We start from the raw sequence: 25,436 nt of genomic DNA, 5'->3' as shown, positions 1-25,436 counted from the left end.
CTATTCAGCGGCGCGGAGCTTGGGATAGCTGTACATCCGCTCGAACCCCCAGTCGGGGTCGTCCCAGGCAATCATCTTGCCGGGGTTGAGCAGCCCCTTGGGGTCGGCCTCGCGCTTGAAGGCCAGCTGTCGGTCATCCACGGTCTGCCGCCCGCCCTCTTCCAGCGTATAGCGGTGCGGGTTGAAGATGAGCGCCCCCGCCTCTTCGTGGATGCGGATGATCTCGTCCAGACGTTCTTCCGTCGTGAATTTCACAAGGCTCAGGCCGGCAAACATGATCTTGCCGTTTTCCTTCATCACCTCAAGATGTTGCAGCACCTCGGGGCTGAGTGCCGCGCGCATCTTCTCGATCAGCTCCAGATGCTGCGGAAAGCCATAGCGCACCTGCAGATAGGTGATGCTGGGGTCCACCTTGAGCGCACGCAGCGTCGTGTGGTTCCAGCCGTATTCGAAGATCATGCCCGGCCCGCGCGGCCAGTCATGATCGTCGCTGCGATAGATCAGCCGCGCCTGCGGCCGTCGTCCGAGGAAGGTCAGGAACCCGTCCATCGAGTGCGGCGCGACCATCAGTGCGACGAGGCTGGTGCCCTCATCGACATGAGGGGCAACGCGCTGGAAGTACTCCTTGGCAATCGGCGCCTCGAAGACGGTCGCAAGCTTGATGAGGATACCGTCTTCATTGGCGAGCTCCTCGGCAAACCGCGCCGCATCCATGAAGTCATCCGTGGCCACGAACATCTCGACCCAGTCGTAGGCGGGGGCCAGGGGCATCTCGACCTCGGTGATGATGCCGTTGGTGCCATAGGCATGGCTGACGCGGGCCAGCTCCTCGCCCTGAAACTCGAGGACGCGCGGCTCTTCCTCCATGGTCACGACGCGCAGACGAATGATATTGCCCAGATCGCGCAGGGATCCCCAGGTGCAGGATCCGACACCGCCAGAGCCGCCCGCGATGAAGCCGCCGATGGTGGCCGTGGCCCATGTGGAGGAAAACATGCGGATCTCCTGGCCCGAGTGCTCCTTGCAGGCCGCGTCCAGATCCTTGAGCAGGCAGCCCGGCTCCACCACCACGCGCCCCGGCTTGATGTCCTTCACCGCCGTCATGTGCCGCAGGTGCATCACGCAGCCCCCCGCCAGCGGCATCGCCTGGCCATAGTTGCCGGTGCCGGCTCCGCGCGTCGTCACTGGCACGTCATGCGCGTAGCAGGCTTTCAGCACCTCGATCACCTCGGCCTCGGTGCGGGGCGAGACGACGAAGTCGGCCGAGACCTCGTCCAGATGCGCTTTCAGAACCGGCGAGTACCAGAAGAAGTCCCGGCTCTTCGCCTTGATCCCGGCGCCTGAATCTTCGAGATCCAGATGGGCGAGAGCGGCTTTGGCGGCGTCGAGGTTTGCGGTCATTGTGTCCTCATCAGGTGGTCGAGTTCGGCATAGTCCGGCAGCGTCCTGTCAATCTGAACGCCGGCGCGGATCACGATGCGGTCTGCCTGCGGGCGGGCAAAGAGCTCCGTCCAGTTGCGGGCGCGGCAGATCACCAGATCGGCGGACGCGCCCGGCGCGAGGCGTGGCGGTGCGAACCCGCAGGCGGCCGCAGGGTTGGTCGTGAAGGACCGGGCCCAGTCGGTCCCGGCGTGATCCAGATGTCCAATGCGTGTAGCCTCGCGCATCACTTCGATCATGTCGAGATCGCCGTAGGCATAAAATGGATCGCGCGTGTTGTCGGACGCGAAGCTCACGTTCACACCACGGGCCTTCAATTCATGCACAAGCGTGATGCCCCGCATCCGCGGCGTCCCGTCCTGCCGGTCCTGCAAGTAAAGGTTGCACATCGGCAAGGACACGACGTTGAGCCCCGCTTCCGCCACCAGATCCATCGTACTTGCGGCACGCTCCGGCGCCTGCGCCGAGAGCGAGCACAGGTGACCAACCGTGACCGGCGCCTCAAACCCCGTCTCCAGAACCGCCTCGGCGATCACGCGCAGGGTTTCTGAGGACGGATCAAGCGTCTCATCCACGTGGAAGTCGGCCTCCAGTCCACGGTCTTTGGCAAGCGTCAGGAACAGCCGCACGCGCGCGTCGATATCCGGTACCGGATAGGCCACCATGCCGAGGATGCCACCCGCTTCGGCCACAAGGTCGGCCGTGTGCGGAAACCCGGTGTCGCGCCCGACGGAATCGCAGCCGACGAGACAGGCGGCCTGTAGGGCGATGCGATCTTTCCAAGCCTGCCGTATCTCCTTGAACACCAGCCAGGAGATCTCGTCCTGGGGCGGGATACTGTCGAGATGGGTGCGGATCGCACGTGTCCCGTGGGCATAGGCGCAGCGGAGGGCAAAATCCATGCGCGCGGCCAAGTCATCGGCACTCCAACGCTCCGAACGGTCAGCGGCGACCGTGCGCAGGGCCCCATCGAAACTGCCGTCGGGGTTGGGCGCGCGCGGCCAGATGTGGCCTTTGTCCAGATGTGTGTGCATGTCGACAAAGGCCGGAAACACCATGGCCCCCGCCATATCGACCGCCTGACCCGCCGCATCGGTGAGGTGGCCCTCCGCAATCGAGAGATCAAGCGAGACCAGATCGCCCTGCTGCCCCAGCAGGCAGCCGGGCGCGGTCAGGTTCTTCAGGGTGACGGGGCCTTCCGGCAAGGTCAGAAAATCCATCAGGGCTCTCGCTTCAGCGCGCTTTCGTGCCACTTGCGCAGCAGCATGTGGCTGAGAAAGCTGAGGCCCGCAAAAATGATCACACCGGTGGCCGCGATCAGGATGAGTGCGGCGAACATGCGCGGGATGTTGAGCCGATAGCCCGCCTCGAGGATCCGGAATGCAAGCCCAGATTTGAGCCCGCCCGTGCCTGCGACATACTCCGCCACAACCGCCCCGATCAGGGAAAGCCCCCCCGCGATCCGCAGCCCGCCCAGGAAATAGGGCAGCGCCGAGGGCAGCTGCAACAGCCGCAGGGTCTGCCACCGCGAGGCCCCGTAAATGCGGAAGAGATCGCGCAGGTTGTGATCGGCCGAATTGAGGCCCAGCGTCGTGTTGCTCAGCACCGGGAAGAAGGCGACGAGCCAGGCGCAGAGCAAGAGCCCCGCAATCCGACTGTCCACATAGATGAAGATCAGCGGCGCAATCGCAACAATGGGCGTGACCTGAAGGATGACCGCATAGGGGTAGAAGCTCATTTCCACCAGACGGGACTGGGTGAAGAGCACCGCGAGCCCGACACCACCCAGAACCGCCACGGCGAGCGCCATGAGGGTGATCTGCACGGTGACCAGCAGCGCCTCGAACAGCATGGCCCAATCGGTGATCAGGGTCTGAAACACCAAGCCGGGCCCGGGCAGAATGTAGTGCGGAATCTCATTCCAGACGACGATCCGATCCCAGATCACCAGCATCAGCAGCAGAACGGCCACGGGCAACACCCACTTGCCGACCCGCTCCAGCTTGCGCCGCCGCAGCCGTGCGACTTCATCGGCATCCAGCACCAGGGCGCGCTCGCTCCGCTCCACCGCGCTCACGCCGCCTCTCCCATCGCCTGATGCAGCGCGTCGGTGGCTTGCCGCGTGTAGGCGGCGTATTCGGCCGAGGTGCGGAACACCTCGTCACGCGGATAGGGCGCGTTGACCGGCAGCTCGGTGATCACCCGCCCCGGACGCGCCGCCATGACGACGATGCGGTCCGACAGGAAGACAGATTCGAACACCGAGTGGGTGACGAAAATGACCGTGCAACCAATCGCCGCTTTGAGTTTCAGCAGATCGTTGTTGAGCTTGAATCGCGTGATCTCGTCAAGCGCCGCAAAAGGTTCGTCCATCAGGATCAGGCGCGGGCGCGTGACCATCGCACGGGCGATGGAGACGCGCATTTTCATGCCACCGGACAACTCGCGCGGATAGCTCGTCTGGAACTTCTCGAGCCCCACGAGGCGCAGCGCCTCCAGAACCTCATCCTTGACTTCGGTGTAGGACTTGCCGCGCAGCCGGAACGGCAGCCAGACGTTCTGCGCCACCGTCGCCCAGGGCATCAGGGTCGGCTCCTGAAAGACCACGCCCAGATCGCCCGTGCCATGGGTCCCGGTCCAGACGATCCGCCCAGCCGTCGGATGCAGCAGGTCCGAGATCAGCCGCAGCGCTGTCGATTTCCCGCAGCCTGACGGGCCGAGCAGCGAGATGAAATCGCCCTCGCGGACGCGCAGAGACATCCCCTTTAACGCCACGATATCGCCATTGAACGTCTTGTCGACGCCCTCCATCCGCAGAAGCTCTGGCCGCGCGTCCGGCGGCGGGGTTGATGGTGCCATGTATCCCCCAGACAACACCACCCGGGCGCACCATAGCGCCCGGGGCCAGTCTCATCGCCTTAGGGCTTGATCTCTTTGCCCACGGATTTGTTAGTGAACTCCAAGGTATAGGCCGCCTTCCAGTCAAGCCCCTCTTCGAGAACTCCAGCCTCGACCATGCTGTCATAGAAGTCGCCGATCACCTGGTCGGTCATCGAGCCGATGCCCGTCTCCAGCGCCTGCCCGCTGTCGACGATGCCCTGCTCGATCATCATCTTCTTGGCAAAATCGATCTTGTCCTGCGTCATGTCCGGGTTGGCCGCCTTGATCAACTCATCAGCGGCGCTGCTGTCGCCATAGAGATAATTGTACCAGCCGGTGAGCGAGGCATCGACAAAACACTCCACCTTCTCCGGCTCATTGGCGATCGTATCGGCCATGGTCTCGATGGTGGTCGCGTAGGACGAGTAGCCCGCATCGGCGATCAGGAAGACATTCGGCGAAAAACCTGCCTCTTTTTCAACAGCATAAGGCTCGGAGCTCAAGTAGCCCTGCATACCCTTCCTCTTGTCGGCGATGAAGGGTGCGGGGTTGAACGTATAGGGTTCGCGCTGCTCGACGGTAAAGCCATGTTCCGCCACCATCCACTGATAGTAAGAGGTGAACCCGTTGTCGCCGATCAGCAGCGTCAGATCCTTCAACTCCTCCCAGCTGTCAGCCTCGCCGGGATGCGCCAGGATCACCTGCGGATGCTTCTGGAAGATGGCCGCAACGGAGACGACGGGAATACCTTCCTTCACTGCGTTGAACGCCTGAAGCATGTCTCCGCCCATGTGGAAGTCGATCCGCCCGGCCAGCATCAGGGCGCGGTTGTTCACCTGCGGGCCGCCCGAAATGATTTCGACGTCGAGCCCGCAGTCCGCATAGGTGCCATCGGCGACGGACTGGTAGAATCCGCCGTGCTCGGCCTGCGCAAGCCAATTGGTGCCGAAGACCACCGGGGTCAAATGGCCGTCGGCAAGGACCGCGGACGCGCTCAGGCTCGCCACAACTGCGAGCGTCGAAATACGTGAAAAGGACATGGCAACCTCCAAGGCATGATTTTTGCCAATCGTTTCGGAGCGCGCCGATCAAAGGGAAGCGACACACCGGCAATTTGACGACATTGGCACATGTTCGCCTAGAATCTGAGCGATTTCCAGAAATCTGTTCAATTCTTGGTCAAATCTGGTCTGAGGAGCGTCTCTAGCCACGCCAGACAGGATGCACGCCGCGCGTGTCGGGGTGCGCCGGCTCTCACCCCACCCGCGCCCAGATATCGATGCAATCGTCGAGCTGTTCGACGTCGAGCGCCATCCAGATGGAGCGTCCCGGTACGCTGACACAAAGCACCGCGAACCGCTCTGACGGTGCCCCGATCCAGATCTGCCGGGTGACATCACCTGACGTCTCCGACGACGCCGGCGTGCTGTCCATTCGCCGCAACCGCTCGCAAAGTGCGCTCTGGCCCTTCTCCTGCGTGGTGCCATCGTCCTGACGGTCCACAATGGCGAGCGCATGGCTTGCACTTTCGGCGAGCGCGCAGTCGATCAGCGCAGGCAGATCGCCCGCGGCGGGCTCCGTATCGAGGCACGCGCGCAGATCGCCGACCGAGACCCCAACCTCGCCTGCGGCGGCGGCAGCCGTCGCAATCTCGCTGCGCAGGCAGATCGCAGAAGCGCCAGCGCAAAACGCCTCGATCGTCGCAGCAGTCTGGGCTGCATCCGCCGTCGACAGCGCATCGCCCCCCTCCATGCGGATGATCCGACGCTCGGCGATCTCGCAGCGAAGCGTGCTGTCCGTGCCGGCGGAAAAGGTCAGAACCCGCGGCAGGACCGTTTCGTCGATGGCGCGCAGGATCGCAGCCAGCGGGGCATCCGCGCCGGACCCCGAGATCAGCCGGCCCGCAGCCGTTGCAGGCTCGGGCGGCAGCGCCAATTGCTGGAGAACATGGTGGAGACGGTGTTCATCGTCGCGGTGCGCATCGGACATGGGTCAGGCCTCTTCGCAGAGGTCGGACAACACATCGGCGGCCGCGCGCATCAATTCGACAACTCTGACCGTTCGGTCGCAGGTCATGCAAAGCGCCTCTGCCCCCCGATCCGGCAGCGAGACGACGCAGGTCACCACCTGCGATCCAATCGAAATGGATCCAGCCGGCGCCAATTGGGTTTGAAAGACGTGCTCGGACACCGCCTGTGTCGCCGCACTGTCGAGTTGCTGCGTCGCATCCGCGCACAGCGCATCGAGCCGCTCTTGCCCGACCCTCTCTGCAGTGCTGGCGGCAAAGACCAACCCAGTCGACAGATCGGCAAACGCCACAATCCGGCACCCCGGAAACCGGGCGCGCAAATCGTCCAGCCGATCCTGCACTGCCATCCTGTCTACCTAACTCCAGTCCCCGCGACGGCTTCGCGCCCGCGCCGGACCGGATATAGCGTCAGATGATGTGCGTCCGGTTAATGCTTCCTGGCAAATATCATGAGAATTTGGGGGTCAGGCTCAAGTCATCCTCGGGCATGGGCTGCGGTCGCGGTGTGGATCGCGCGCGGCCGGGTTTGGCCACAGGCCGCCGCGGGACGATCCGATCGGACGTGTCGGGCGGCGCCGTCTCCTGCGGTTCGGCTGCCGGTTCAGGAGATGGCGCCAGCCTGTCAAAGGCCGCATTGGGGGCCTCATCGGATACCTGCGCGGCGACTGTCGCCACGACATCGAGAAACGCGTTCACGAAGGGCTCTGCCCCACTCTCCTCCCATTGCTGCGGATCATCTTCGGCATCGCGGGCCTGTGTGAGCGAGATCATCAGCGTGTCCCGAAACAGCCCCTCGGTCTCGCCCTGCACGCGCCGCAGCACCTTGCGGCGGTCTTTCTCGGAATGCAGCATGTCGCCGCGGGTCAGCAAAAGCAGCGACTGCGCGCGCACATGCTCGGGCACCATGGCCCACACCGAGGCTTCGCTCTGCCGCCAGGCCTGGGTCGAGGGGCTGCACCAGATCACCGCATCCGCGAGAGGCAGGATGCGCTCCCACACCTCCGATGGCATGTTGGGATCCGAGATCCCCGGCATGTCGATGATGTCGCACATCTGGAGAATGTCTTCTTCGCATTGAATGCGAATGAACGCGGTGTCTTCGGCGGCCGCTTCCTGCAAGGTTTCAAGATCACAGGGCGCTTCGGACCCTTCGAGATCGACTATTGCAGCAGGCGCTGTGCCATGGCTGATCCAGACAGGCGGAAGCTGTGTCGCGATCACCTGCACCGGCAAGGGGTCGGCGCCGATCATCAGATTGGCCAAGGTGCTCTTGCCCGCGCTGAACTCCCCCATCAGGGCGATGCGCGGCCGGCGCGGGCCGGTGAGGGCCCGTGCAAAGGCCGCGGCCGCCGGTACTGTCTCGTCAGGTGTCATGTCGCATACTCGCTCAGGATATCCAGGGTCTTGCGCAGCAGCTCCGTGCTCTGGGATGGGGCCGCCGCTGCCATGCGGTCGCGCATCTCGGCGGGGTCGGCCTGTGCCATCTCGTCCAGCGACAGAAAGACAGAGTGCTGCTCGGCCAGGAAGCTGTCGAAGGCCTCCAGCGCGGTGCTGCGGATGCCCTGCGCCAGATCATCGCGCAATTCGTCGACGAAGGGGTCGGTCTCGGCCTTGATCAGATCGTGGAAGCTGGCGGCATAGGCCTTGTAGCCGCGCCGATGCAGCCACCAGCGTTTCCACCAGCTGCCGTTGAGGTCCAGCGCGATGGTTCGGCCCAGCGTGACGGGCGCGGGGACATCCGGCGCCGGAGGCTGCGCGACGGTCATCTGATCCGGCCCCAGCCCGAAGGCCTGCGCATAAAGCGTGGCAAGCTCATCCCGCACCGTCTGGGTCGCGGCCTCGAAGGTGGCCTTGCTCTTCCGCGCCAGGACCTTGTGCGACGAGCCGAGCAGCATCCGCAGCCCCGCGGGATCGTAGGTCCAGGGTGAGCCATCGCCGTGCTTTTCAAGATGCACGATCAGCGAGGCGGTCGCGCGATCAAGGAAGCTGGCCTGGACCCGGTCCATCCGGTCGGAGAACTCTGCGAGGATGCTGTCGAACGCCGTGCGCAACGCCTCGGCCTGCGATGTGAGGATCTCGTCGAGACGGGCGCGCGCCGCGGTCCGCTCCAGCTTGCCGAGTTTGGTGACGTCCACCGCGCCGGATGAGACGTGATGCCGGGCGGAGATCGCCGTGCTGAGATTGAGCGCACTGGTGCCGATCCGGTGCAGGGTGGCGTGGGCGAGCCCTTCGGCAACCCGCCCGGACACCGCGCGTTGCAGCTGCGGCACGCCGGACAGGCCCCACGCCAGCGTGACCGGATCGTGGGTGTCCTCATCGGCGAGGATCTGGCTCAGGTCGGCCTGTTCGGACCAGTCCAGCAGCGCATCGGCGCTCGCCTGCGGCAAGTCCTCCAGACGCCCCTCCAGCGCATGAGACGCCCAAAGCGCGCTGCCGAAGATCACTTCGGCATCTTCCGGACCTTTGTGGCGTGCCAGCGTCTCGGCAATGCTGGCCCTGATCTGGGGGATCTGGACTTTCGGATCAGAGAGCTCGTCCACGCGGTTGACGAAGATGATCACGTCGCGGGATTTCACATGAGTGATCAGCCGGATCAGCGCGAGATCGGTGGACGACAACGCCTGATGCGCCGAGAGCACGACGACACAGATGCGGCTGTCCCGGATCGCCCGGATGGTGATCTGCTCGCGCATCATGAAGGTGTCATTCACGCCGGGCGTATCGCGCAGGCACAGGCGGATGGGTAGCCCGGGGCATTGCAGATCGAGATCGGCGGATTTGGTGATGTCGGCAAAGCGCCCCTGCTCATCGGAGACGTCGGGATCATCGCCGTCCGGCTCATCGCCAAGACAGACGTAGCGTTCGATCAGATCCTTATCGACGTAGCCGTAGTCGCGCTGCTGCCCAAGGAGCAGCTCGAACTTCCGGCCCAGGCGCTGGCGTGATTTCTCGCGCATCTCGGCGACCTGCGCCTTGATCTTCTCCAACTCCTCGTCGGCTCCGGCACGGCTGGCCAGCTCGCCGATGCGGCCACCGCCGGAAATCAGGCGGTCCCACTCGTCCTCGTCGAAAAACTGGAAGGATGCCGCCTCGGTGAAACCCGCGGCCTCGGGATGCAGATGCAGGGAGGTCACCACAGATGTCCAGGGGTTCACATCCGCTGGCAAGAGATCGGGCTGCCCGATGAGGGCATTGACCAGCGAGGTCTTGCCCGACTTGATCTGCCCGATCAGCGTCACGCTGGGTTCGAAAGTCTCAAGCTGACGCGCGAGCCGCTCCGCGCGTTTCGCGGTGCCACTGTCGCCGAGCTCTTGAAGCCCGGCCAGCGCCTCGCGCAGCCGGTCGCGCGCCGCGGCAATCTCACCCATGGGCCCGAGACCGAGGCCAAGCAGTTGTGCCCGGGTCGCCTGCTGAAAGCCGGCGCGGTTGGAGGAGGTCAGAGCATTCATGCCGGGCCCCCGACCGGAGGTTGCTTGCGCCAAGATGCGCTGTCCGATTGCACGTATGTCGGCCTGCTCGCCATGATACTGCTGCCCCGCGAAAGAGTCTTCTTCACTCTCTACATGGGCTGGAAATGTGATCCGATTGTGGCGATCTGTCGGCGCAAATACCACGAATAGTTAGGCTTTTAACCAGCCACCCGGCCTTCCAGGTCCCGTTTCAGCTGCAAGATCACGGTGGCGGCATCAGCGGCCGAGCGCATGTCATTCTCGAGACTCATCAGGACCACCTTGTCGCTGGCCTCGTAAAGATCGTTGCGCCAGTGCTCGAACGCATCGTCGCTTCGGGTCTGCTCGGCTGCGAGCTCGGCAAGGTCCTCGACAAGCTTGCCGCAGGCGGTCAGCACATGATCCGGCGCATCATACGCTGCGTCTTGCGGAGACAGCTCAGGGATCCGCGCGCGCAGCAGGTCGAGCGCCGCGTGATAGGTTTTGGCCGCGGGCGCGTCGGGGGTGATGGCGCCGGCCGGTGAGGGTGCGGCCTCGGCGGCGGGCTGCAGGTCGTGACGGTCGAGAAACAACAGCGCCCGGTCAAGGTCCGCGCGCAGGCCAGAGGCGGCGATCCGCAAGAGCGTATCGCGCAGCGCCTTGATGCCGCTTGCCGCCAGCGTCGCATCGTCGAGCCCCCGACCCTCGCAGAGAGTACGATGGGGCTGCGCCGCTGCGGTCGGAAAGAAACTGTGAAACTCCTCCGCGGCGACGGCCTGCAACTGCGAAATGCGAGCGTCCATCGTGCCCTCGGCCGCGCGCACATCGGCTTTCGTCAGAACCAGAACGCTGTGATCCTTCAGGTGATCCGGCGCGTCGGCCCAAAGCGCGGCTTCATCGGCAGCAAAGGTATCGGTGCACCAGATCACAATGTCGGCGTGCCGCAACGCCCAGTCCACCCGCTCGGCCAGCGCCTCCGGCGCGGTGGGCGTCGCGACGTCGATCAGGGAGGTGGTGTCCAGCAGCGGGCTCGGCAGCGCCATGGTCTGCAGCCCCTCTTCGTCGCCCGCTGCGCAGGCCGCCGCGCTCATGTACCGGCGTGCCCAGCAGGCCTCATCCTCCGGCGCGGACGCGTCAAGCTCAAGCATGACCTCGCAGAGCTGGGACTTGCCCACGCCCTTCGGCCCCAGGATCATAACCTGAACCCCGGCGCGCAGCCGATCCCGCAGCGCCCGCGCCTGCGTGCGGGAGGATCCGGTCAGACCGCCATGGTCCAGCGCGTGATCGAGACGCGCGACCACCGTCTCGGGGGACAGATCATCCAGCACGGCGCAGCGCGTCCTCGGCCGCGGGCCCGGCTTCGGCCGCCTCGGCCTGCCGGTGGCTGGAGTCTTTCAGCTTCACGATGGAAAACGATACGTTGTCGAGATCCGGATCCTGCAAATCGCTCAACCGTGCCAGCAGGTTGTCGGCAATCTCGCTGCTATGCGCGTCTTGATGTGTTACCAGAACCTCCGTGATCTCTTCGTCGGTCAGAAACTGCAGCCCGTCGCTTGCAACAATCAGAACATCGTCGCCGCGCAGCTCGAGAGGCTCGTCCGGACAATCGATGCGCGGCACCTCTTCGCCGAAGAGCACTGACGTCAGCGTGTTCCGGTCCGGGTGGCAACGTGCCTCTTCGGTATTCAACAGCCCGGACTTGACCATAAAGTCGATTTGCGGCGCCATCGAATGGTCCTCGTTCAGCTGCGACAGCGTGCCATTGCGGAAAAGGAACAGAGGCGAATCCCCGACCGAGATCCAATAGAGGTTGCGGTTGAGGATGACCGTGGCCACCAACGTGGCCCCCATGCCATGGGTCTCGGGGTGCGCGGCCACGTGATGCCGCAAACAGGCGTTTGCAGCCATGGCCGCATCCAGAAGCGTCTGGGTCACGGTTTCTTCGAAGGCCGCCGGATCGCCGCGCTGGAACATCAATTCGCTGAAGACCTCGGTCACCACGATCTTGCTGGCCACGTCGCCTGCCGCATGCCCGCCCATGCCATCGGCAAGAACGGCGAGGCCGACATCGGAGCCGCGCGAAAAATCGGCGATCACCGCATCCTCCTGATAGCTGCGCCGTCCCTGGCTCAGCGCGGAGGCTGCATCGAAGTCAAAGCTCGGAGGCATCGCCGCCATCCGTCACATCCCATTTGAAGTCCGAGCCGCAGAGCGCCACGAAGCGCAGCGTCGTCTCGCCGATGCGGATCAGATCCGCATGGTGCAGCTCTTCAGTACTGAGCACCGGGCGCGCGTTGCGCCGAATGATGTTCGATTTGCCGCCATGCCCGATGTAGAACTTGTTCTGCTCCTCATCATAGGCAATGGCCGCATGGTTGTGCCGCGAGATGCTGTTGTCGCCGAAATCAAGCTTGATGCCCTGATCCTCGCCGCGCCCAATCATCGATGCGCCGGTGAAGATGCTGAACGCATGGCCCACGCCCGGGCCTTCGACAACCACCAGCCAGCCCACGGGGAACCGTTCATTCTGGGGCGTGGCCGTCGCACCCGACGTGGCACCGATCGGGTCCTGCGCGCCGTGATCGCCACGGTTGAACCCGAGCAGACGGGTCTTGACCCGCCCGGCCTGGCGTCCGGACCGACCTGCCATCGGTGCAGGCACGGGCGCGCCGTTTGCTGCGCCAGACAGATCCACCGGGGCCGCCGGTGCCGGCGCATCGGGCGTGACCGACAATTCGAGCTGGCGCTTGGCAAAGGCCACAACCTCAGGATCCGTATCCGCTTCGCTGTCGGGGCCGCCCACCATCTCCTGCGCGGGCTCGTCGTCAAAGGCCGTCTCGTGCGGCTCGGGCGCCATGTCGCGCGCCAGCTGATCCTCTGGCTCCGGCTCGTCCGCATCGTCCGCCTCGGTCCGGGGCTCCTCCTCCGGCAGGCGGGTCTGGGCCAGAACGGCAGCAATGTCCGCGCCGGCATCTTCGTCCTCCTCCTCCTCGACCGCCTCAGGCGCCTCTTGCACGTCAGGTGCGGCTTCACCCGCTTCACCCAAGTCGTCGACGTCATCATCCCGCGACAGGTCTGCTGCCAGATCGTCGTCGTCGCCCGTCTCGGCAACCGCGAAGGGATCGAGCGACAGGACACGCTCGTCGGACGTCTCCATGAAGGCTTCGCGCAGCGCGTCCTCGTCCAAGCCTTCGTCGCCGGTGGCCGGTGTCGATTGGTTCTGAAAAACCTTCCGGAAGAGTGTCATATCGTGCCTTTCCCTTGTTACTTGTTACCAGCCGTCCGCATGAAACCGGAACCGACCAAACGCATTCCTATCCGCCCGCCGTGTAAGAGCGGCTTGCCGTCCAATACCCGTAGTCTTCACCTAGTGTGATGATCTGTCCGACCGTGACCGCGTGCACATTGTCGAACTGCAGCGCGGTGTGGCCGAGAAAGAAGTAGGCGAAGAGGATCACCGGGATGGTGGCCAGGCGCCTCAGATTCCGCCCTGTCGGCGCCACCTGCTCGGCGGCGATAACGGCGTCGAACTCCTCTTGCGACATCACCGGCGGCAGGGTTGCGCGCGCTTTCAGACGCGCAATCGGGTCGTTCGCCGGCACGTTCGGTGCCGGAGGCTCATGCGTGTCAGCCTTTGGCGGAGCAGCCGCCGGCTGCTCAGTCTCCGGCAGCGGCGTGTCGGCTTTTGAAACCAAGGGCGGAACCGGATCGGTGTCGGCGCCCGGCGGCGGTGCCGGCTCGGCCCCCTGGTAGAGTTCCTCGAGCATCTCGTCGACATCCGAATCCCGGACCGCATCGCTGCGCGCTGCGGTCTCGTCTTCTGCGTCGTCATAGAGGTCGCGCAGGAACGCCTCGTCGTATTTCGTCTCAAGCGGCCGGCTCTGCACGGGGGCCGCCTGCGCCACCACGCGTTTGGGCTCTGGCTGTGGCGTCTCGGCCCGCGCCGGATCGCCGTCGTCCTGCATCGACTGAATGAGATTGCTGACGGTCAGGTTGATCGCGTCATCATCGCGCGCCCGCTCCCGCGCAACCTCGGCGCGCCGGGCGTGATCGATCATCAGCACCCAGTCTTCGGCCGACTGCACGCGGTCGGCCGGAACAATGCTCATGGCCTTGTCAATGGCGGCAAGGAAAGCGTCGTCATACGCCGGAAAACGGCCGCGCAGAGGCTTGTAGAGATCGGGCTGGCTGGATGCGAGCGCTGCAAGCCGCGCCTGGCTGTTGGGCGGCGCTTCACCGGAAATCAGGTGACTGAGCGACGCGGCCAGCGCATAGAGGTCGCTGCAGGGATACTGCTGGCTGCCGGCAACATAGAACTCTTGCGGCGAGTAGCCGTCCTTGACCACCAGCACGGCGGACAGCACGCGGCTCTTGCGGCTCGCCTCCTCGCGGGCGGCACCGAAGTCGATCAGGACCGGATGACCCGATTTGTCGACAAGAATGTTATCGGGCGAGATATCGCGGTGCAGCAGGTCCTGGCTGTGGACGTGCGCAATCGCGTCGAGCAGCGACAGGGTCAGCCTGCGCACCTGCTTCGGCGACATGGCGGGGCTGCCGCTTTCGATGATCTCGAGCAGGTCCTTCCCATCCACGAAATCAAGCGCCATATAGGCGGTTTCATTGTCCTCGAAGACCTGGTGCACGCCGACCACGCTCTTGTGGTTGAGACGCGAGAGCGCATGGGCCTCGCGAATGAAGAGTGCGACAATCGACTTGAAATCATTGACGTAGTTGCGCGTACGGGCGCGTACGGTTTTCTTGATGCGGCTGCAGAAGGCTTCCGGAAAGCACTCCTTGATCACCACGGTTCTGTTGAGGCTGTCCTTTGCCAGATAGGTAATGCCGAACCCACCGCTGCTGAGATAGCGGACAATCTCGTATTGCCCGCTCAGCAACTGACTGCCGGGTGCAAGCGCCTCGCTGCTCGCCTCTGGTGGTAGTGTCCCGTCGTGGGTGCTCATCTTGGTGTCATTCGTCCATGGCTGCTCAGGCATCGGGCGCGCCTCAACGCTTCCCAAACCGCCTCTGAAGAGGCCGGACGGCTGTGACAAAAACATGGCCGCGCCGGGGAAGACCCGTGCCATGAACTGACAAGTTTACACGAATTTACGTGTCCCGGGACGCAATGGCGCCCGCTCAGAGCGCGGCGCGCGTGGCCTTGCCGGCCTGCTCGGCCTTTTGGGCCGCGACCGAGGCGACGGCGAGATCCTGAAGCCCGACGCCGGTTCCGTCGAAGAGGGTGATCTCTTGTGCATCCCGCCGCCCCGGGTGTGTGCCGTTGATCACGGCGCCGATCGGCGTGATGTCGGCCTCCGCGATCAGACCCGCCGCAATCGCGTGCTGCGCCTCGCCGATGCTGACCGATTGCGCGATCTCGTCGGTGAAGACGGTGGCCGCCGCCAGCAGCGCAGGATCGAGCTCCTGCTTGCCCTTGGTATCGGTGCCCATGCAGGCGATATGCGTGCCGGGCTTGATCCAGTCCTTCATCAGCAGCGGCTCGAACGCCGAGGTAATGGTGATGATCACATCGGCCTCAGCGCCGAGCTCTTCCGGGCTGACTGCGTCAAAGTCCAGACCCAAGCCCTCGGCCACCTCCGCCAGGCGCGGCAGCATCTCGGGATGCGGGTTCCAGGCGACCACCTTCTCGAAATTGCGCTGCTCGGCCGCAGCGCGCAGCTGGAAAGTGGACTGATGCCCCGCGCCCACCATCCCCAGCACCTTCGCATCCGGCCGCGCCAGATGGGCGATGGACACCGACGAGGAGGCGGCCGTGCGCACGGCTGTCAGGTAGTTGCCGCCCACCAGCGCCTGCAGCATGCCGGTGTCCGGATCGAAGAGGAAGATGGTCGACTGGTGATTGGTCAGACCCTTGTCCATATTGCCGGGCCAATAGCCGCCCGACTTCACGCCAAGCGTCTTGCCCGCCCTGTCGAACCCGGATTTGAAGCCGTAAAGCGCATCCGCATAGCCGATGGCTTCGCGAATGACGGGGAAGTTATAGGCATCGCCACGTGCCATGGCGCCAAAGACAGCCTCCACCGCATCGAACGCATCCTTGCTGCTCACCACGTCAGCGCAGACGTCTTCGCCCACGATCAACAAACCTTCGGCCATCGGGTTGTCCAGTCTTTCCAGAATTTGAGAAGGCGCGCGCCGCGAGGCACGGGCGCGCGCAAGGGATCTTTTGACTTAGTAGGCCTTGCCGCGCGCCGAGACGGGCCAGAGCGTTTCGACCTTGCCGCCGCGCACACCCACATACCAGTCGTGCACGTTGCAGGTGGGGTCACAATGCCCGGGCACCAGCTTCAGCTTATCATTCACCTTCAACACGCCGTCGGGGTCGGCCACGACACCATGTTCGTCCGAACACTTGACGTATTCCACATCCGTGCGCCCGAAAATGACCGGCAAGCCGCTGTCGACCGACTGTGCCTTCAGCCCGGCGTCGACGATGGCCTTGTCGGCCTTGGCGTGGCTCATGACCGAGGTCAGGATGAACAGCGCATTCTCCCACTCACCCTGGTCGATGCGATTGCCGTCTTTGTCGAGGATGCGGCCGTAGTCTGCGTCCATGAAGGCGTAAGAGCCGCATTGCAACTCGTTGTAAACGCCTGAATTGCCCTCGAAATAGTAGGAACCGGTGCCGCCGCCGCCGACGATGTCACACTCCAGCCCTTCGGCCTTGAGCGCATCGACCGCGTCGCGGACCATGGCGACGGCCACGTCGATCTTTTCCTTGCGCGCGTCATAGCTGTCGAGGTGCTGCATCGCACCCTGATAGGCCTGGATACCAGCGAACTTGAGCCCCTCCGCCGCGTCGATGGCCTTGGCAATCTCAACCACCTCGGGCGTCGTCGTCACGCCGCAGCGGCCCGCGCCGCAATCGATCTCGACCAGGCATTCGATCTGAGTTCCATGGCGCGTGGCGGCCTCTGACAGGTCCGCAACATTTTCGATATCATCGACACAGCAGATCGTGCGGGCGCCCAACTTCGGCAACCGGGCCAGCCGGTCGATCTTTGCGGGCTGGCGCACCTGGTTCGAAACCAGCACGTCCTTGATGCCGCCGCGGGCAAAGACTTCGGCTTCCGAGACCTTCTGGCAGCACACACCGCAGCTGCCGCCCAGCTTCTCCTGCAACAAGGCCACATCGACCGATTTGTGCATCTTGCCGTGCACCCGGTGCCGCATACCGTGGGCCTTGGCCCAATCCCCCATCTTCTTGATGTTGCGCTCCAGCGCGTCGAGGTCGAGCACCAGGCAAGGCGTCTGGATCTCGGCCTCGTCCATCCCGATGGCCGCGGGAATGTCGTAACCGACTTCATAGTCTTCGAATTTCACTTGCTTGTTCATATCCGCTCTCCTTAGCCCTCGATCCAGGGCAGTTTGTCCAAATCCACATTGCCGCCGGTGATGATGACACCTACGCGCTTGCCCCGGAACACCTCCGGGTTGCGCAAGATCGTCGCCATTGGCACAGCACAGCTCGGCTCCATCACGATTTTCATCCGCTCCCAGGTTAGCTTCATCGCATCGATGATCTCCTGTTCGCTGGCCGTCAGCACATCGGTCACGAAGCTGGAGACGAAGTGCCAGGTGTTCTCCTTCAGCGGCACCTTGAGCCCGTCGGCCACGGTCACCGGCGCATCGTCGGCGATGATATGGCCCGCCCGGAAGGAGCGTGCCGCATCGTCAGCCTGATCGGGCTCGGCGGCGTAGATCTCCATCTTCGGCGCGAGGTTCGACAGCGTCAGACAGGTCCCCGAGATCATACCGCCGCCACCGATGGGCGCGATCACCGCGTCCATATTCTCGACCTGCTCCAGCATCTCCAGCGAACAGGTCGCCTGCCCCGCTATGACGCGCGGGTCGTTGTAGGGGTGCACGAACTCCGCGCCGGTCGCCTCCTGCACCTCGGCGAAGACCGCCTCGCGGCTGGTGGTCGAGGGGTCGCATTCGGTGATGATCCCACCGTAGCCGCGCACAGCCGCCTTCTTGGCTTCGGGCGCGGTGCGAGGCATGACCACATGGCAGGGGATCCCGCGCCGTCCCGCCGCATAGCTGAGTGACAAGGCGTGGTTGCCCGACGAATGTGTGGCCACACCCTTCTCCGCCATCGCATCGCTCAGCCCGAAGACGGCATTCGACGCGCCGCGCACCTTGAACGCACCGGCCTTCTGGAAATTTTCGCATTTGAAGAACAACTCCGCGCCGGTCAACGCGTTGAAGTAGCTCGAGGTCAGCACAGGCGTGCGATGGATGTAAGGCTTGATCCGGTCGTGCGCCGCGTAGACGTGGTCGATCGTGAGATCAGGGCCTGTCAATGTGTCCAGCATTTGCGTCCTCTCATGCTGCGGATTTGATCAGAGCAGTGCGGTTCTGCCGATAGTAGTCCTGCGCAGCCGCAACGCCACTGCCCAGCTCGATCGGATAGTCGAGATCTGCCATCGCCATTTCAATGGTGGCGAGGCCGGACAAGACCATCACATCGGTCAGACTGCCCAGGTGGCCGATGCGGAAGGCCTTTCCGTTCATCTGGCCCAGCCCGATCCCGAAGGATACCCCATAGGCGTTGAACGCCTGATCGGTCAGCGCATTGCTGTCAAACCCTTCGGGCACATAGATCGCACTCACCGTGTCGGAGTAAAGCTCCGGGTGTTCCGCCACCAGCTTGAGGCCCCAGGCATCCACGGCACGGCGGACGCCCTCGGCGAGCCGGAAGTGCCGCGCGTAGACATTCTCGAGCCCTTCTTCCATCAGCATCTTCAAGCTCTCGCGGAGCCCGTAGATCAGCTGGAGCGGCGGCGTGTAGGGAAAGCCACCCGAGGCATTTGCCTGCAACATGTCGCGAAAATCGAAGAAGGTGCGCGGCAGCTGTGCCGTCTCCATCGCCGCGAGCGCTTTGGGGCTGACAGCGAGGATGGCCATCCCGGTCGCCAGCATGAAGCCTTTCTGCGACCCCGACACGGCGATGTCGACGCCCCAGGCGTCCATCTTGAATTCGATCGAGGCCAGTGAGCTCACGCAGTCCACGAACATCATCGCCGGGTGCCCCGCCGCATCCATCGCGGCACGGACGGCGCCGATGTCGGAGGTCACGCCCGTTGCAGTTTCGTTGTGGGTCACGAGCACCGCCTTGATCGCGTGAGCCGCGTCGGCGGTCAGTTCCGCCTCGAAGCGGTCGGCAGGCGCACCGGCACCCCAGGCACAGTCGATCACCTGCACGTCAAGCCCATGGCGTTCGCAGAGGTCGATCCAGCGGTGGCTGAACATGCCATACCGCGCCACAAGCACCTTGTCGCCGGGGCTCAGGGTGTTGCAGACCGCGGCCTCCCATCCGCCCGTTCCGCTGGCCGGAAAGGTGATGATCTTGCCGTCCTTCGTGCCGAACACGGCCTTCGTGTCCTCCAGCACGGGGGCGAAGGTCTCTACGAAGTCCGGCGCGCGGTGATCACGGGTCTGCATGTGCATCGCCGCGCGAAGCCGGTCGGGAATATTTGTGGGTCCGGGAATGAACACGGGATTCTGATCTGACATGGCGCTCTCCTCCTCTGCCAGCCGTACAATAGCAAGTAGAGCGGCATTTGCAATTTTCTCGAAAAAGTTTTTCATTTTTTAGAGATATTATTTTTCTATATGTTTTTAATGGCTTTTTTGTTTTCCATTTCCTTTTGAAGAAATCTATTGAAATTATTTTCCACCAGTGTCACGCTATCAGTGAGAGTTGGATTTGGACCGGCCACACCGATGACACCGCAAAAGCGCCAGCGCGGGCGCCCGAAATCGCAGTTTCGAGAAAGTTCGGCAGGGACCTTGCAGTCGCTGGACCGCGCGCTTGGTATCCTGACGGCCGTCTCCAAGGCAGAGCGTGCGACCCTGACGGACCTGTCCCTGTCGCTCGGGGTGCCGACGGCCACCACCCACCGCATCCTGACAACGCTGCAAAAACACGGCTTTGTCGCTTTCGACGACGAGCGGCAGGATTGGGTGATCGGCATCGAGGCCTATCGTACGGGCGTGTCGTTTCTGAACAGAACCGGGCTGAGCGCCGTAAGCCGGCCGATCATGCGGCAGTTGATGGAGCGGACAGGCGAGACCGCCAATCTCGCCATCGCCGACGGGGCCGAGGTGGTCTTCGTGGCCCAGATCGAATCGAACAATCCGATTCGCGCCTTTTTCGCGCGAGGCACGCGCACCTCCATGCACGCCTCCGGCACGGGAAAGGCCATTCTCTCCGCCCTGCCCGAGGCGGAGGTGCGGAAAATGCTTCTGTCATCCGGTCTCACCAGCTTCACCGACAACACACTGACCACGCCCGACGCGTTCTTTGCGGATCTCGCGACGACGCGCGAGCGCGGCTGGTCTTTCGACCGGGAGGAGCGCTACGCGGGCATGTCCTGTATCGGTAGCGTGATCTACGATGAGTACCGCGACCCCTGCGCCGGCGTCTCGATCTCGGGGCCCAGCACGCGATTCGATACGCATCGGGTGCCGGAGCTGGGCGCAACCGTCGCCGACGCCGCCCGCCAGATTACCCAGTTGATCGGCGGCCGATTCCCTGATCACATGGCAGGGTCGGATCGCCAAGACGACCCGCCAGACCACGATGCGGCCTGACCGGACATACACGCACGCTCAAGACATGGAGGGTTCAGACCAAAAACCGCAACTACGGAGGTAGATTCACCCATGAGTTGAACTAACAGTTTGTTTTCGGGCCGTTTTCTTGCCGCGCGACATTGCTGATCTAGTTCACAACGGGTAAATGGGAAGGATAAGTGTCACGGTGCGACCGAGGAGCGTCGCGCTGATAAAACAGAGCAAAACCGGCACAGTTCTTCGAGAGTTACACTGAGACCGAGCGCAACGCTCATATCTGATACGGGTCGCTGACCCGGACCTAGGGAGGAAACATGACAGATACACTCAATCGCAGAAAATTCCTGCGCGGCTCGGCCGTTGCTGGTGCAGCGGCACTTGCCGCACCCGCCATTGCACAGGATGCCGGCACCACGCTGAAGATGCAGGCGGCCTGGGGCGGCGGCATTTTCCTTGAAAATGCCCAGTCCTTTGCGGCGCGCGTCAATGAGATGAGCGGCGGCTCGCTGACCATCGAGGTTCTGTCGGTCGACGCGGTGGTGAAGACCAGCCAGATGCAGGATGCGGTCCACCGGGGCGTGCTCGACGCAGCGCATTACGTGCCCGCGTATTGGTACGGTAAATCGAAAGCGGCTTCGCTTTTCGGGACCGGCCCCTGCTTTGGCTGGTCGAGCCAGGAAGTGCTGGGCTGGGTCTACGCCGGTGGCGGTCTCGAGCTTTTCAACGAGCTGATGGACAACCTGCGCCTGAACGTGGTGTCGTTCTTCAACTCGCCGATGCCCGCGCAGCCGCTGGGCTGGTTCAACGAGCAGATCACCGACGCCAGCCAGATGAACGGTCTGAAGTACCGCACCGTGGGTCTGGCTGCGGACGTGCTGCTTGAGATGGGCATGTCGGTGGTGCAGCTGCCGGGCGGTGAGATCCAGCCTGCAATGAAATCCGGCCTGATCGATGCGGCGGAGTTCAACAACCCGACCTCCGACCGCGACTTCGGGATGCAGGACGTCTCCAAGCATTATCACCTGGCCTCCTATCACCAGAGCCAGGAGTTCTTCGAGGTCACCTTCAACAAGGATAAGTTCAACGCGCTCAGCGACGAGCACAAGGCGATCATCAGCAACGCGTCGATGGCTGAAAACTCCGGCTTCTACTGGGGCAACACCAAGCGCTATTCGGATGACCTGATCAAGCTTCAGGAGCAGGATGGCGTGAACGTCTACCGCACGCCGGATTCGGTGATGGCGGCCCAGCTCGAAGCCTGGGATGTGGTTGCGAACCGCATCGCGGAAGATGATCCCTTCTTCGCCAAAGTCATGGAATCGCAGAAGGCCTATGCGAAGAACGTGATGAACTATCTCAACCTGAACCAGCCCGACTACAAGCTGGCCTACAATCACTACTTCGGGTGACCTGATCACCACGACATCGGGCACCCCTGAGGTGCCCGATCTCCCGGTCGGCCTCCATGCCGCCCGCGTCGTCACAGGGAAGAGACAAGATGAAATTCGTTCACTCCATCGAGGGGCTGAGCCTGTGGGTCGGGCGCGCCTTCGGCTGGTGCATCCTGATCCTGACGCTCTCGGTCTCATACGAGGTCTTCGTGCGCTACGTGCTCAACGCGCCGACAGTCTGGGCCTTCGACATGATGATCCAGATGTATGGTGCGCTCTTCCTGATGTGCGGCGCCTATGCACTGGCGCAGGACACGCACGTGCGGGCCGACGTCATCTATCGCCTGCTGCCGGTCAAGGTGCAGGCGGGCCTGGATTTTCTGCTCTATTTTCTTTTCTTCTTCCCGGGCGTGCTGGCGCTGGCCTGGTACGGCTACGAGATTGCCTCGGACAGCTGGCGCTACAAGGAGGTCAGCTTCAACAGCCCCGCCAGCATCCAGATCTACTTCTTCAAATCGCTGATCCCGGTTGCGGGTGTACTGCTCCTGATCCAGGGCAGCGCTGAACTGGTGCGTTGCATCAGCGCGATGCGCACCGGCGTCTGGCCCGAACGCCTTGCTGACGTGAAAGAGACCGAAGATCTGCTCTCCGAGGCGGATCTGGCCGAGATACGCGCCATTCATCCTGGCGAGAAATGACGTCGCTGACGCCTCAAGAAAGTTGACAAGATGACAGATCCCCAAGTCGCCCTTCTGATGCTGGGCCTTTTCATCCTGCTGGTCCTGCTGGGCTTTCCCATCGCATTCACCCTGCTCGCCATGGGCGTGGCCTTTGGCTACTACGCCTACCACCAGGGCGGGCCGGTCGAGAGTTTCAGCGACATCTTCAACAACAACATCTTCTACCTGCTGAACCAGAACACCTATTCGGTGATGGAAAACCCCACGCTGGTGGCGATCCCGCTGTTTCTGTTCATGGGCTACGTGGTGGAGCGGGCGAACATCGTCGACAAGCTCTTCTTCTCGCTCTATCAGGCTGCGCGCAACCTGCCCGGCTCGCTCGCCATCGCGGCCCTGCTCACCTGCGCGGTGTTCTCCACGGCCTCGGGGATCGTGGGTGCTGTGGTGACGCTGATGGGTCTGCTGGCCTTCCCGGCTATGGCGAATGCGAACTACAACAAGAGCTTCGCCTCGGGCGTGATCTGTGCGGGCGGCACGCTGGGCATCCTGATCCCGCCGTCGATCATGCTGATCGTTTACTCCGCCATCGCGGATCTCTCGCCCCTGCGGCTTTATGCGGCCGCCGTATTCCCGGGGCTGCTGCTCGCTGGGCTCTATATCGTCTACGTGATCGTCCGGGTCTGGATTACCCCCTCCCTCGCGCCCAAACCGCAGATGGATGACGTCCCTCCCCCGCGCGAGATCTACTGGAACCTGCTGGTCAGCTTCGTGCCGCTCACGGTGTTGATCGCGCTGGTGCTCGGCTCCATCCTTGGGGGGCTTGCAACCCCTGCCGAAGCCGCCGCCATGGGCGCGCTCGGCGGCATGATACTGGCGGTGCTCTACCGCTCGATGACCTGGACAAAGCTGAAAGAGAGCGTGTTCCTGACCGCCAAGGCCACCGCCATGGTCTGCTGGCTTTTCGTCGGGTCGTGGACTTTTGCCAGCGTCTTCTCCTACCTCGGTGGGCACGACATCATCGCCGACTGGGTGGGCGGCATGGCGCTCGAGCCCTGGCAGTTCCTCGTCCTCGCGCAGGTCATCATCTTCCTGCTGGGCTGGCCGCTGGAGTGGTCCGAGATCCTGATCATCTTCGTACCGATCTTCCTGCCGCTTCTGGAGGTGTTCGGCGTGAACCCCTACTTCTTCGCGATGCTGGTGGCTCTGAACCTGCAGACCTCCTTCCTGACGCCGCCCATGGCCATGTCGGCCTATTATCTCAAGGGCGTCCTGAAGAAGCAGATCGAGCTGATGGAGATCTTCCGTGGGATCATGCCGTATCTCGGGATCGTGATCCTCACCATGGTGCTGATGTATCAGTTCCCCGGCATCGCGCTGTGGTTCCCCGACTATCTCTTCGGGGTCTACGTGCCGTGAAGATCAGACCTCATGAGCTGACTGCGACGGAGGCCGCCGCGCACATTGCGGCCGGCCGCCTGTTGTCGGTACAGCTTGTGAACTCCTGCCTCGACCGCATCGCCGAGACGGACGGCGACGTCAAAGCATGGGCGCATCTCGACCCGGAGGCCGCCCTGGCCCAGGCCGCTGCCTGCGACCGGCACCGGCAAGCGGGGCTCGCCACGGGACCGTTGCATGGACTACCCGTCGGGCTGAAAGACATCATCGACACGGCGGACATGCCGACCCAGCGCGGCACGCCGATCTTCGCCGGACGCCAGCCCGACGAGGATGCGCGCGTGGTCGAAATGCTGCGCGAGGCCGGTGCCGTGATCATGGGCAAGACAGTCACGACCGAGCTGGCCTTCATGCATCCCAGCGTGACCCGCAACCCCATGAACGCAGAGCATTCGCCCGGAGGCTCCTCCAGCGGGTCGGCGGCGGCGGTCGCGGCGGGCCATGTGCCGCTGGCCGTTGGCACACAGACCAACGGCTCGGTCATCCGGCCGGCGTCCTTTTGCGGCACCTTCGGGTTCAAACCCACGCGCGGCACCATCCCGCGCACGGGCGTGCTGCAAACCTCCAAATCGCTGGACCAGTTGGGCACCTTCGCCCGCACGCTGGAAGATGCGGCCCTGCTGGCCGACGCCATGGCAGGTTATGACCAGCGCGACAGCGAGAGCTTTGCCCACGCGCGGCCCGACATGGCCGCCGGCACCCGCGCGACCCCGCCGATGGAGCCCGATCTGGTCTGGCTGAACCTGCCCTTCTACGACCGGCTTTCGGAGGCCGCGCGCGACGGATTTGACGGCGTGATGGATGTGCTTGGCCCCCGGGTGACCTGCATGGACCCGGCAGACCAGCTCTCAGAGCTGGTGGCGGTGCAGGCGCGCATCCATGAATATGAGATCGTGCAGCACCAGGGCCATGTCTTCGACGCCCACTGGGATCAGATCAGCGAGACGCTCAAGCCCATCCTCACGCGTGCGCGCAAGATCGGTGCGGCAGAATACGAGGACGCGCTGGCGGTGAAAGCGTCAGCCGAACGCTTCTTCGACGAGTTCTTCACCGAATTCGACGCCATCCTCGCCCCGGCCGCGGCCGGAGAGGCGCCGCGGTTTGGCGAGGGCACCGGCGATCCGATCTTTTGCACGCTCTGGACCCTTGCTGGTCTGCCGTCGGTGACCCTACCCTTGCTCGTGGGCGAAACCGGTCTGCCGATCGGCGTGCAGCTGATCGGACCCGCGCACAAGGATGACCGGCTGCTGCGCACCGCAGCCTGGGTGCAACAACACATCGCGGCCGCGGCCGCCTGACGGAAAGGACAGCGCAATGTCATATCGGATCAAGCTGGTCATGGGCCTCATCGGTACCGCCCTTCTGGTCACTTTTGTCGGCGGCCTGTCGCACAGCATCTCCACCGGATTTGCCGGGTTCTGGGGCGGCTTTCCCTTCATGGTGATCGCCATCCTCGTCTGCGGCATGGCGATCTACGACTATTGGGATGAATGCGTGCGGAAGAAGTGACACGAACCATTGGCTTCTATGCTTC

Annotated in this window: 23 protein-coding genes; 6 read left to right on the top strand and 17 right to left on the bottom strand. The window is 63.6% G+C overall.

Annotated elements, in window-relative coordinates; all coding sequences use genetic code 11:
- The 17 genes from MUB52_RS17050 to bhcA all read right to left on the bottom strand — a co-directional run bounded on the left by MUB52_RS17050 (position 1) and on the right by bhcA (position 19,314).
- The gene (locus MUB52_RS17050) at positions 1–1,401 is read right to left on the bottom strand and encodes an FAD-binding oxidoreductase (RefSeq protein ID WP_263845448.1); all 1,401 of its coding nucleotides are present in this window, start codon (positions 1,399–1,401) and stop codon (positions 1–3) included.
- Positions 1,398–2,660 carry a cytosine deaminase gene (locus MUB52_RS17045; RefSeq protein WP_263845447.1) on the bottom strand — a complete coding sequence of 421 codons (1,263 nt, stop codon included), beginning with the start codon at positions 2,658–2,660 and terminating at the stop codon, positions 1,398–1,400. Before MUB52_RS17045 ends, MUB52_RS17050 begins: the two co-directional genes overlap by 4 nt.
- Positions 2,660–3,517, bottom strand: coding sequence for an ABC transporter permease (locus MUB52_RS17040; RefSeq protein WP_263845446.1), 858 nt, complete (start codon positions 3,515–3,517; stop codon positions 2,660–2,662). Before MUB52_RS17040 ends, MUB52_RS17045 begins: the two co-directional genes overlap by 1 nt.
- Positions 3,514–4,299: an ABC transporter ATP-binding protein gene (locus MUB52_RS17035; RefSeq protein ID WP_263845445.1), complete on the bottom strand. Its 786-nt coding sequence runs from the start codon at positions 4,297–4,299 to the stop codon at positions 3,514–3,516. Before MUB52_RS17035 ends, MUB52_RS17040 begins: the two co-directional genes overlap by 4 nt.
- 59 nt (positions 4,300–4,358) lie before the next feature.
- On the bottom strand, positions 4,359–5,360 hold the full coding sequence (locus tag MUB52_RS17030; protein ID WP_263845444.1) for an ABC transporter substrate-binding protein: 1,002 nt from the start codon (positions 5,358–5,360) through the stop codon (positions 4,359–4,361).
- A gap of 214 nt (positions 5,361–5,574) precedes the next feature.
- Positions 5,575–6,309, bottom strand: coding sequence for a hypothetical protein (locus MUB52_RS17025; protein WP_263845443.1), 735 nt, complete (start codon positions 6,307–6,309; stop codon positions 5,575–5,577).
- Between the two features lie 3 nt (positions 6,310–6,312).
- Positions 6,313–6,696, bottom strand: a complete 384-nt coding sequence (locus MUB52_RS17020) for a hypothetical protein (protein ID WP_263845442.1) — start codon at positions 6,694–6,696, stop codon at positions 6,313–6,315.
- Positions 6,697–6,796: 100 nt separating this feature from the next.
- On the bottom strand, positions 6,797–7,723 hold the full coding sequence (locus MUB52_RS17015; protein ID WP_263845441.1) for a dynamin family protein: 927 nt from the start codon (positions 7,721–7,723) through the stop codon (positions 6,797–6,799).
- Positions 7,720–9,798 carry a dynamin family protein gene (locus tag MUB52_RS17010; protein WP_263845440.1) on the bottom strand — a complete coding sequence of 693 codons (2,079 nt, stop codon included), beginning with the start codon at positions 9,796–9,798 and terminating at the stop codon, positions 7,720–7,722. Before MUB52_RS17010 ends, MUB52_RS17015 begins: the two co-directional genes overlap by 4 nt.
- A gap of 179 nt (positions 9,799–9,977) precedes the next feature.
- Complete coding sequence (locus MUB52_RS17005; protein ID WP_263845439.1) at positions 9,978–11,105, bottom strand: hypothetical protein; 1,128 nt, start codon at positions 11,103–11,105, stop codon at positions 9,978–9,980.
- A complete protein-coding gene (locus MUB52_RS17000) occupies positions 11,095–11,955 on the bottom strand; it encodes a PP2C family protein-serine/threonine phosphatase (protein WP_263845438.1) in 861 nt (286 codons plus the stop codon). Before MUB52_RS17000 ends, MUB52_RS17005 begins: the two co-directional genes overlap by 11 nt.
- Positions 11,930–13,024, bottom strand: coding sequence for an FHA domain-containing protein (locus MUB52_RS16995; RefSeq protein ID WP_263845437.1), 1,095 nt, complete (start codon positions 13,022–13,024; stop codon positions 11,930–11,932). Before MUB52_RS16995 ends, MUB52_RS17000 begins: the two co-directional genes overlap by 26 nt.
- A 67-nt stretch (positions 13,025–13,091) precedes the next feature.
- Positions 13,092–14,738: a serine/threonine protein kinase gene (locus MUB52_RS16990; RefSeq protein WP_263845436.1), complete on the bottom strand. Its 1,647-nt coding sequence runs from the start codon at positions 14,736–14,738 to the stop codon at positions 13,092–13,094.
- Between the two features lie 175 nt (positions 14,739–14,913).
- Positions 14,914–15,891 (bottom strand): iminosuccinate reductase BhcD, encoded by a 978-nt coding sequence (bhcD, locus tag MUB52_RS16985; RefSeq protein WP_263845435.1) that lies wholly within the window; start codon positions 15,889–15,891, stop codon positions 14,914–14,916.
- Positions 15,892–15,966: 75 nt separating this feature from the next.
- Positions 15,967–17,130: a 3-hydroxy-D-aspartate aldolase BhcC gene (gene bhcC / locus MUB52_RS16980; protein ID WP_263845434.1), complete on the bottom strand. Its 1,164-nt coding sequence runs from the start codon at positions 17,128–17,130 to the stop codon at positions 15,967–15,969.
- Between the two features lie 11 nt (positions 17,131–17,141).
- Positions 17,142–18,113: a beta-hydroxyaspartate dehydratase BhcB gene (gene bhcB / locus MUB52_RS16975; protein WP_263845433.1), complete on the bottom strand. Its 972-nt coding sequence runs from the start codon at positions 18,111–18,113 to the stop codon at positions 17,142–17,144.
- Between the two features lie 10 nt (positions 18,114–18,123).
- Positions 18,124–19,314, bottom strand: a complete 1,191-nt coding sequence (bhcA, locus tag MUB52_RS16970) for an L-aspartate--glyoxylate aminotransferase BhcA (protein WP_263845432.1) — start codon at positions 19,312–19,314, stop codon at positions 18,124–18,126.
- A 210-nt stretch (positions 19,315–19,524) separates the two neighbouring features.
- On the opposite strand from bhcA, the gene MUB52_RS16965 reads away from it, so the two are divergent.
- The 6 genes from MUB52_RS16965 (at position 19,525) to MUB52_RS16940 (ending at position 25,411) form a co-directional block, all read left to right on the top strand.
- Positions 19,525–20,394, top strand: coding sequence for an IclR family transcriptional regulator (locus tag MUB52_RS16965; RefSeq protein ID WP_263845431.1), 870 nt, complete (start codon positions 19,525–19,527; stop codon positions 20,392–20,394).
- 296 nt (positions 20,395–20,690) lie between these two features.
- Positions 20,691–21,785, top strand: a complete 1,095-nt coding sequence (locus tag MUB52_RS16960) for a TRAP transporter substrate-binding protein (RefSeq protein ID WP_263845430.1) — start codon at positions 20,691–20,693, stop codon at positions 21,783–21,785.
- A gap of 89 nt (positions 21,786–21,874) precedes the next feature.
- The gene (locus tag MUB52_RS16955; RefSeq protein ID WP_263845429.1) at positions 21,875–22,465 is read left to right on the top strand and encodes a TRAP transporter small permease subunit; all 591 of its coding nucleotides are present in this window, start codon (positions 21,875–21,877) and stop codon (positions 22,463–22,465) included.
- A gap of 30 nt (positions 22,466–22,495) precedes the next feature.
- The gene (locus MUB52_RS16950; RefSeq protein WP_263845428.1) at positions 22,496–23,863 is read left to right on the top strand and encodes a TRAP transporter large permease; all 1,368 of its coding nucleotides are present in this window, start codon (positions 22,496–22,498) and stop codon (positions 23,861–23,863) included.
- Positions 23,860–25,200, top strand: coding sequence for an amidase (locus MUB52_RS16945; protein WP_263845427.1), 1,341 nt, complete (start codon positions 23,860–23,862; stop codon positions 25,198–25,200). Before MUB52_RS16950 ends, MUB52_RS16945 begins: the two co-directional genes overlap by 4 nt.
- Before the next feature lie 16 nt (positions 25,201–25,216).
- Complete coding sequence (locus MUB52_RS16940) at positions 25,217–25,411, top strand: hypothetical protein (protein ID WP_263845426.1); 195 nt, start codon at positions 25,217–25,219, stop codon at positions 25,409–25,411.
- Positions 25,412–25,436: the final 25 nt, after the last annotated feature.

This window comes from Roseobacter sinensis (assembly GCF_025755255.1).
In the GTDB taxonomy this organism is placed as follows: domain Bacteria; phylum Pseudomonadota; class Alphaproteobacteria; order Rhodobacterales; family Rhodobacteraceae; genus Roseobacter; species Roseobacter sinensis.
The sequence above is the reverse complement of the archived record's forward strand: the minus strand, read 5'-3'. Positions and strand labels throughout refer to the sequence as shown.

Coding starts and splice junctions, on each gene's coding strand:
- MUB52_RS17050 (WP_263845448.1), bottom strand. CDS start 1,401: ATGACCGCAAACCTCGACGCCGCCAAAGCCGCTCTCGCCCATCTGGAT.
- MUB52_RS17045 (WP_263845447.1), bottom strand. CDS start 2,660: ATGGATTTTCTGACCTTGCCGGAAGGCCCCGTCACCCTGAAGAACCTG.
- MUB52_RS17035 (WP_263845445.1), bottom strand. CDS start 4,299: ATGGCACCATCAACCCCGCCGCCGGACGCGCGGCCAGAGCTTCTGCGG.
- MUB52_RS17030 (WP_263845444.1), bottom strand. CDS start 5,360: ATGTCCTTTTCACGTATTTCGACGCTCGCAGTTGTGGCGAGCCTGAGC.
- MUB52_RS17025 (WP_263845443.1), bottom strand. CDS start 6,309: ATGTCCGATGCGCACCGCGACGATGAACACCGTCTCCACCATGTTCTC.
- MUB52_RS17020 (WP_263845442.1), bottom strand. CDS start 6,696: ATGGCAGTGCAGGATCGGCTGGACGATTTGCGCGCCCGGTTTCCGGGG.
- MUB52_RS17015 (WP_263845441.1), bottom strand. CDS start 7,723: ATGACACCTGACGAGACAGTACCGGCGGCCGCGGCCTTTGCACGGGCC.
- MUB52_RS17010 (WP_263845440.1), bottom strand. CDS start 9,798: ATGAATGCTCTGACCTCCTCCAACCGCGCCGGCTTTCAGCAGGCGACC.
- MUB52_RS17000 (WP_263845438.1), bottom strand. CDS start 11,955: ATGGCGGCGATGCCTCCGAGCTTTGACTTCGATGCAGCCTCCGCGCTG.
- MUB52_RS16995 (WP_263845437.1), bottom strand. CDS start 13,024: ATGACACTCTTCCGGAAGGTTTTTCAGAACCAATCGACACCGGCCACC.
- MUB52_RS16990 (WP_263845436.1), bottom strand. CDS start 14,738: ATGAGCACCCACGACGGGACACTACCACCAGAGGCGAGCAGCGAGGCG.
- bhcD (WP_263845435.1), bottom strand. CDS start 15,891: ATGGCCGAAGGTTTGTTGATCGTGGGCGAAGACGTCTGCGCTGACGTG.
- bhcC (WP_263845434.1), bottom strand. CDS start 17,130: ATGAACAAGCAAGTGAAATTCGAAGACTATGAAGTCGGTTACGACATT.
- bhcB (WP_263845433.1), bottom strand. CDS start 18,113: ATGCTGGACACATTGACAGGCCCTGATCTCACGATCGACCACGTCTAC.
- bhcA (WP_263845432.1), bottom strand. CDS start 19,314: ATGTCAGATCAGAATCCCGTGTTCATTCCCGGACCCACAAATATTCCC.
- MUB52_RS16965 (WP_263845431.1), top strand. CDS start 19,525: ATGACACCGCAAAAGCGCCAGCGCGGGCGCCCGAAATCGCAGTTTCGA.
- MUB52_RS16960 (WP_263845430.1), top strand. CDS start 20,691: ATGACAGATACACTCAATCGCAGAAAATTCCTGCGCGGCTCGGCCGTT.
- MUB52_RS16955 (WP_263845429.1), top strand. CDS start 21,875: ATGAAATTCGTTCACTCCATCGAGGGGCTGAGCCTGTGGGTCGGGCGC.
- MUB52_RS16950 (WP_263845428.1), top strand. CDS start 22,496: ATGACAGATCCCCAAGTCGCCCTTCTGATGCTGGGCCTTTTCATCCTG.
- MUB52_RS16940 (WP_263845426.1), top strand. CDS start 25,217: ATGTCATATCGGATCAAGCTGGTCATGGGCCTCATCGGTACCGCCCTT.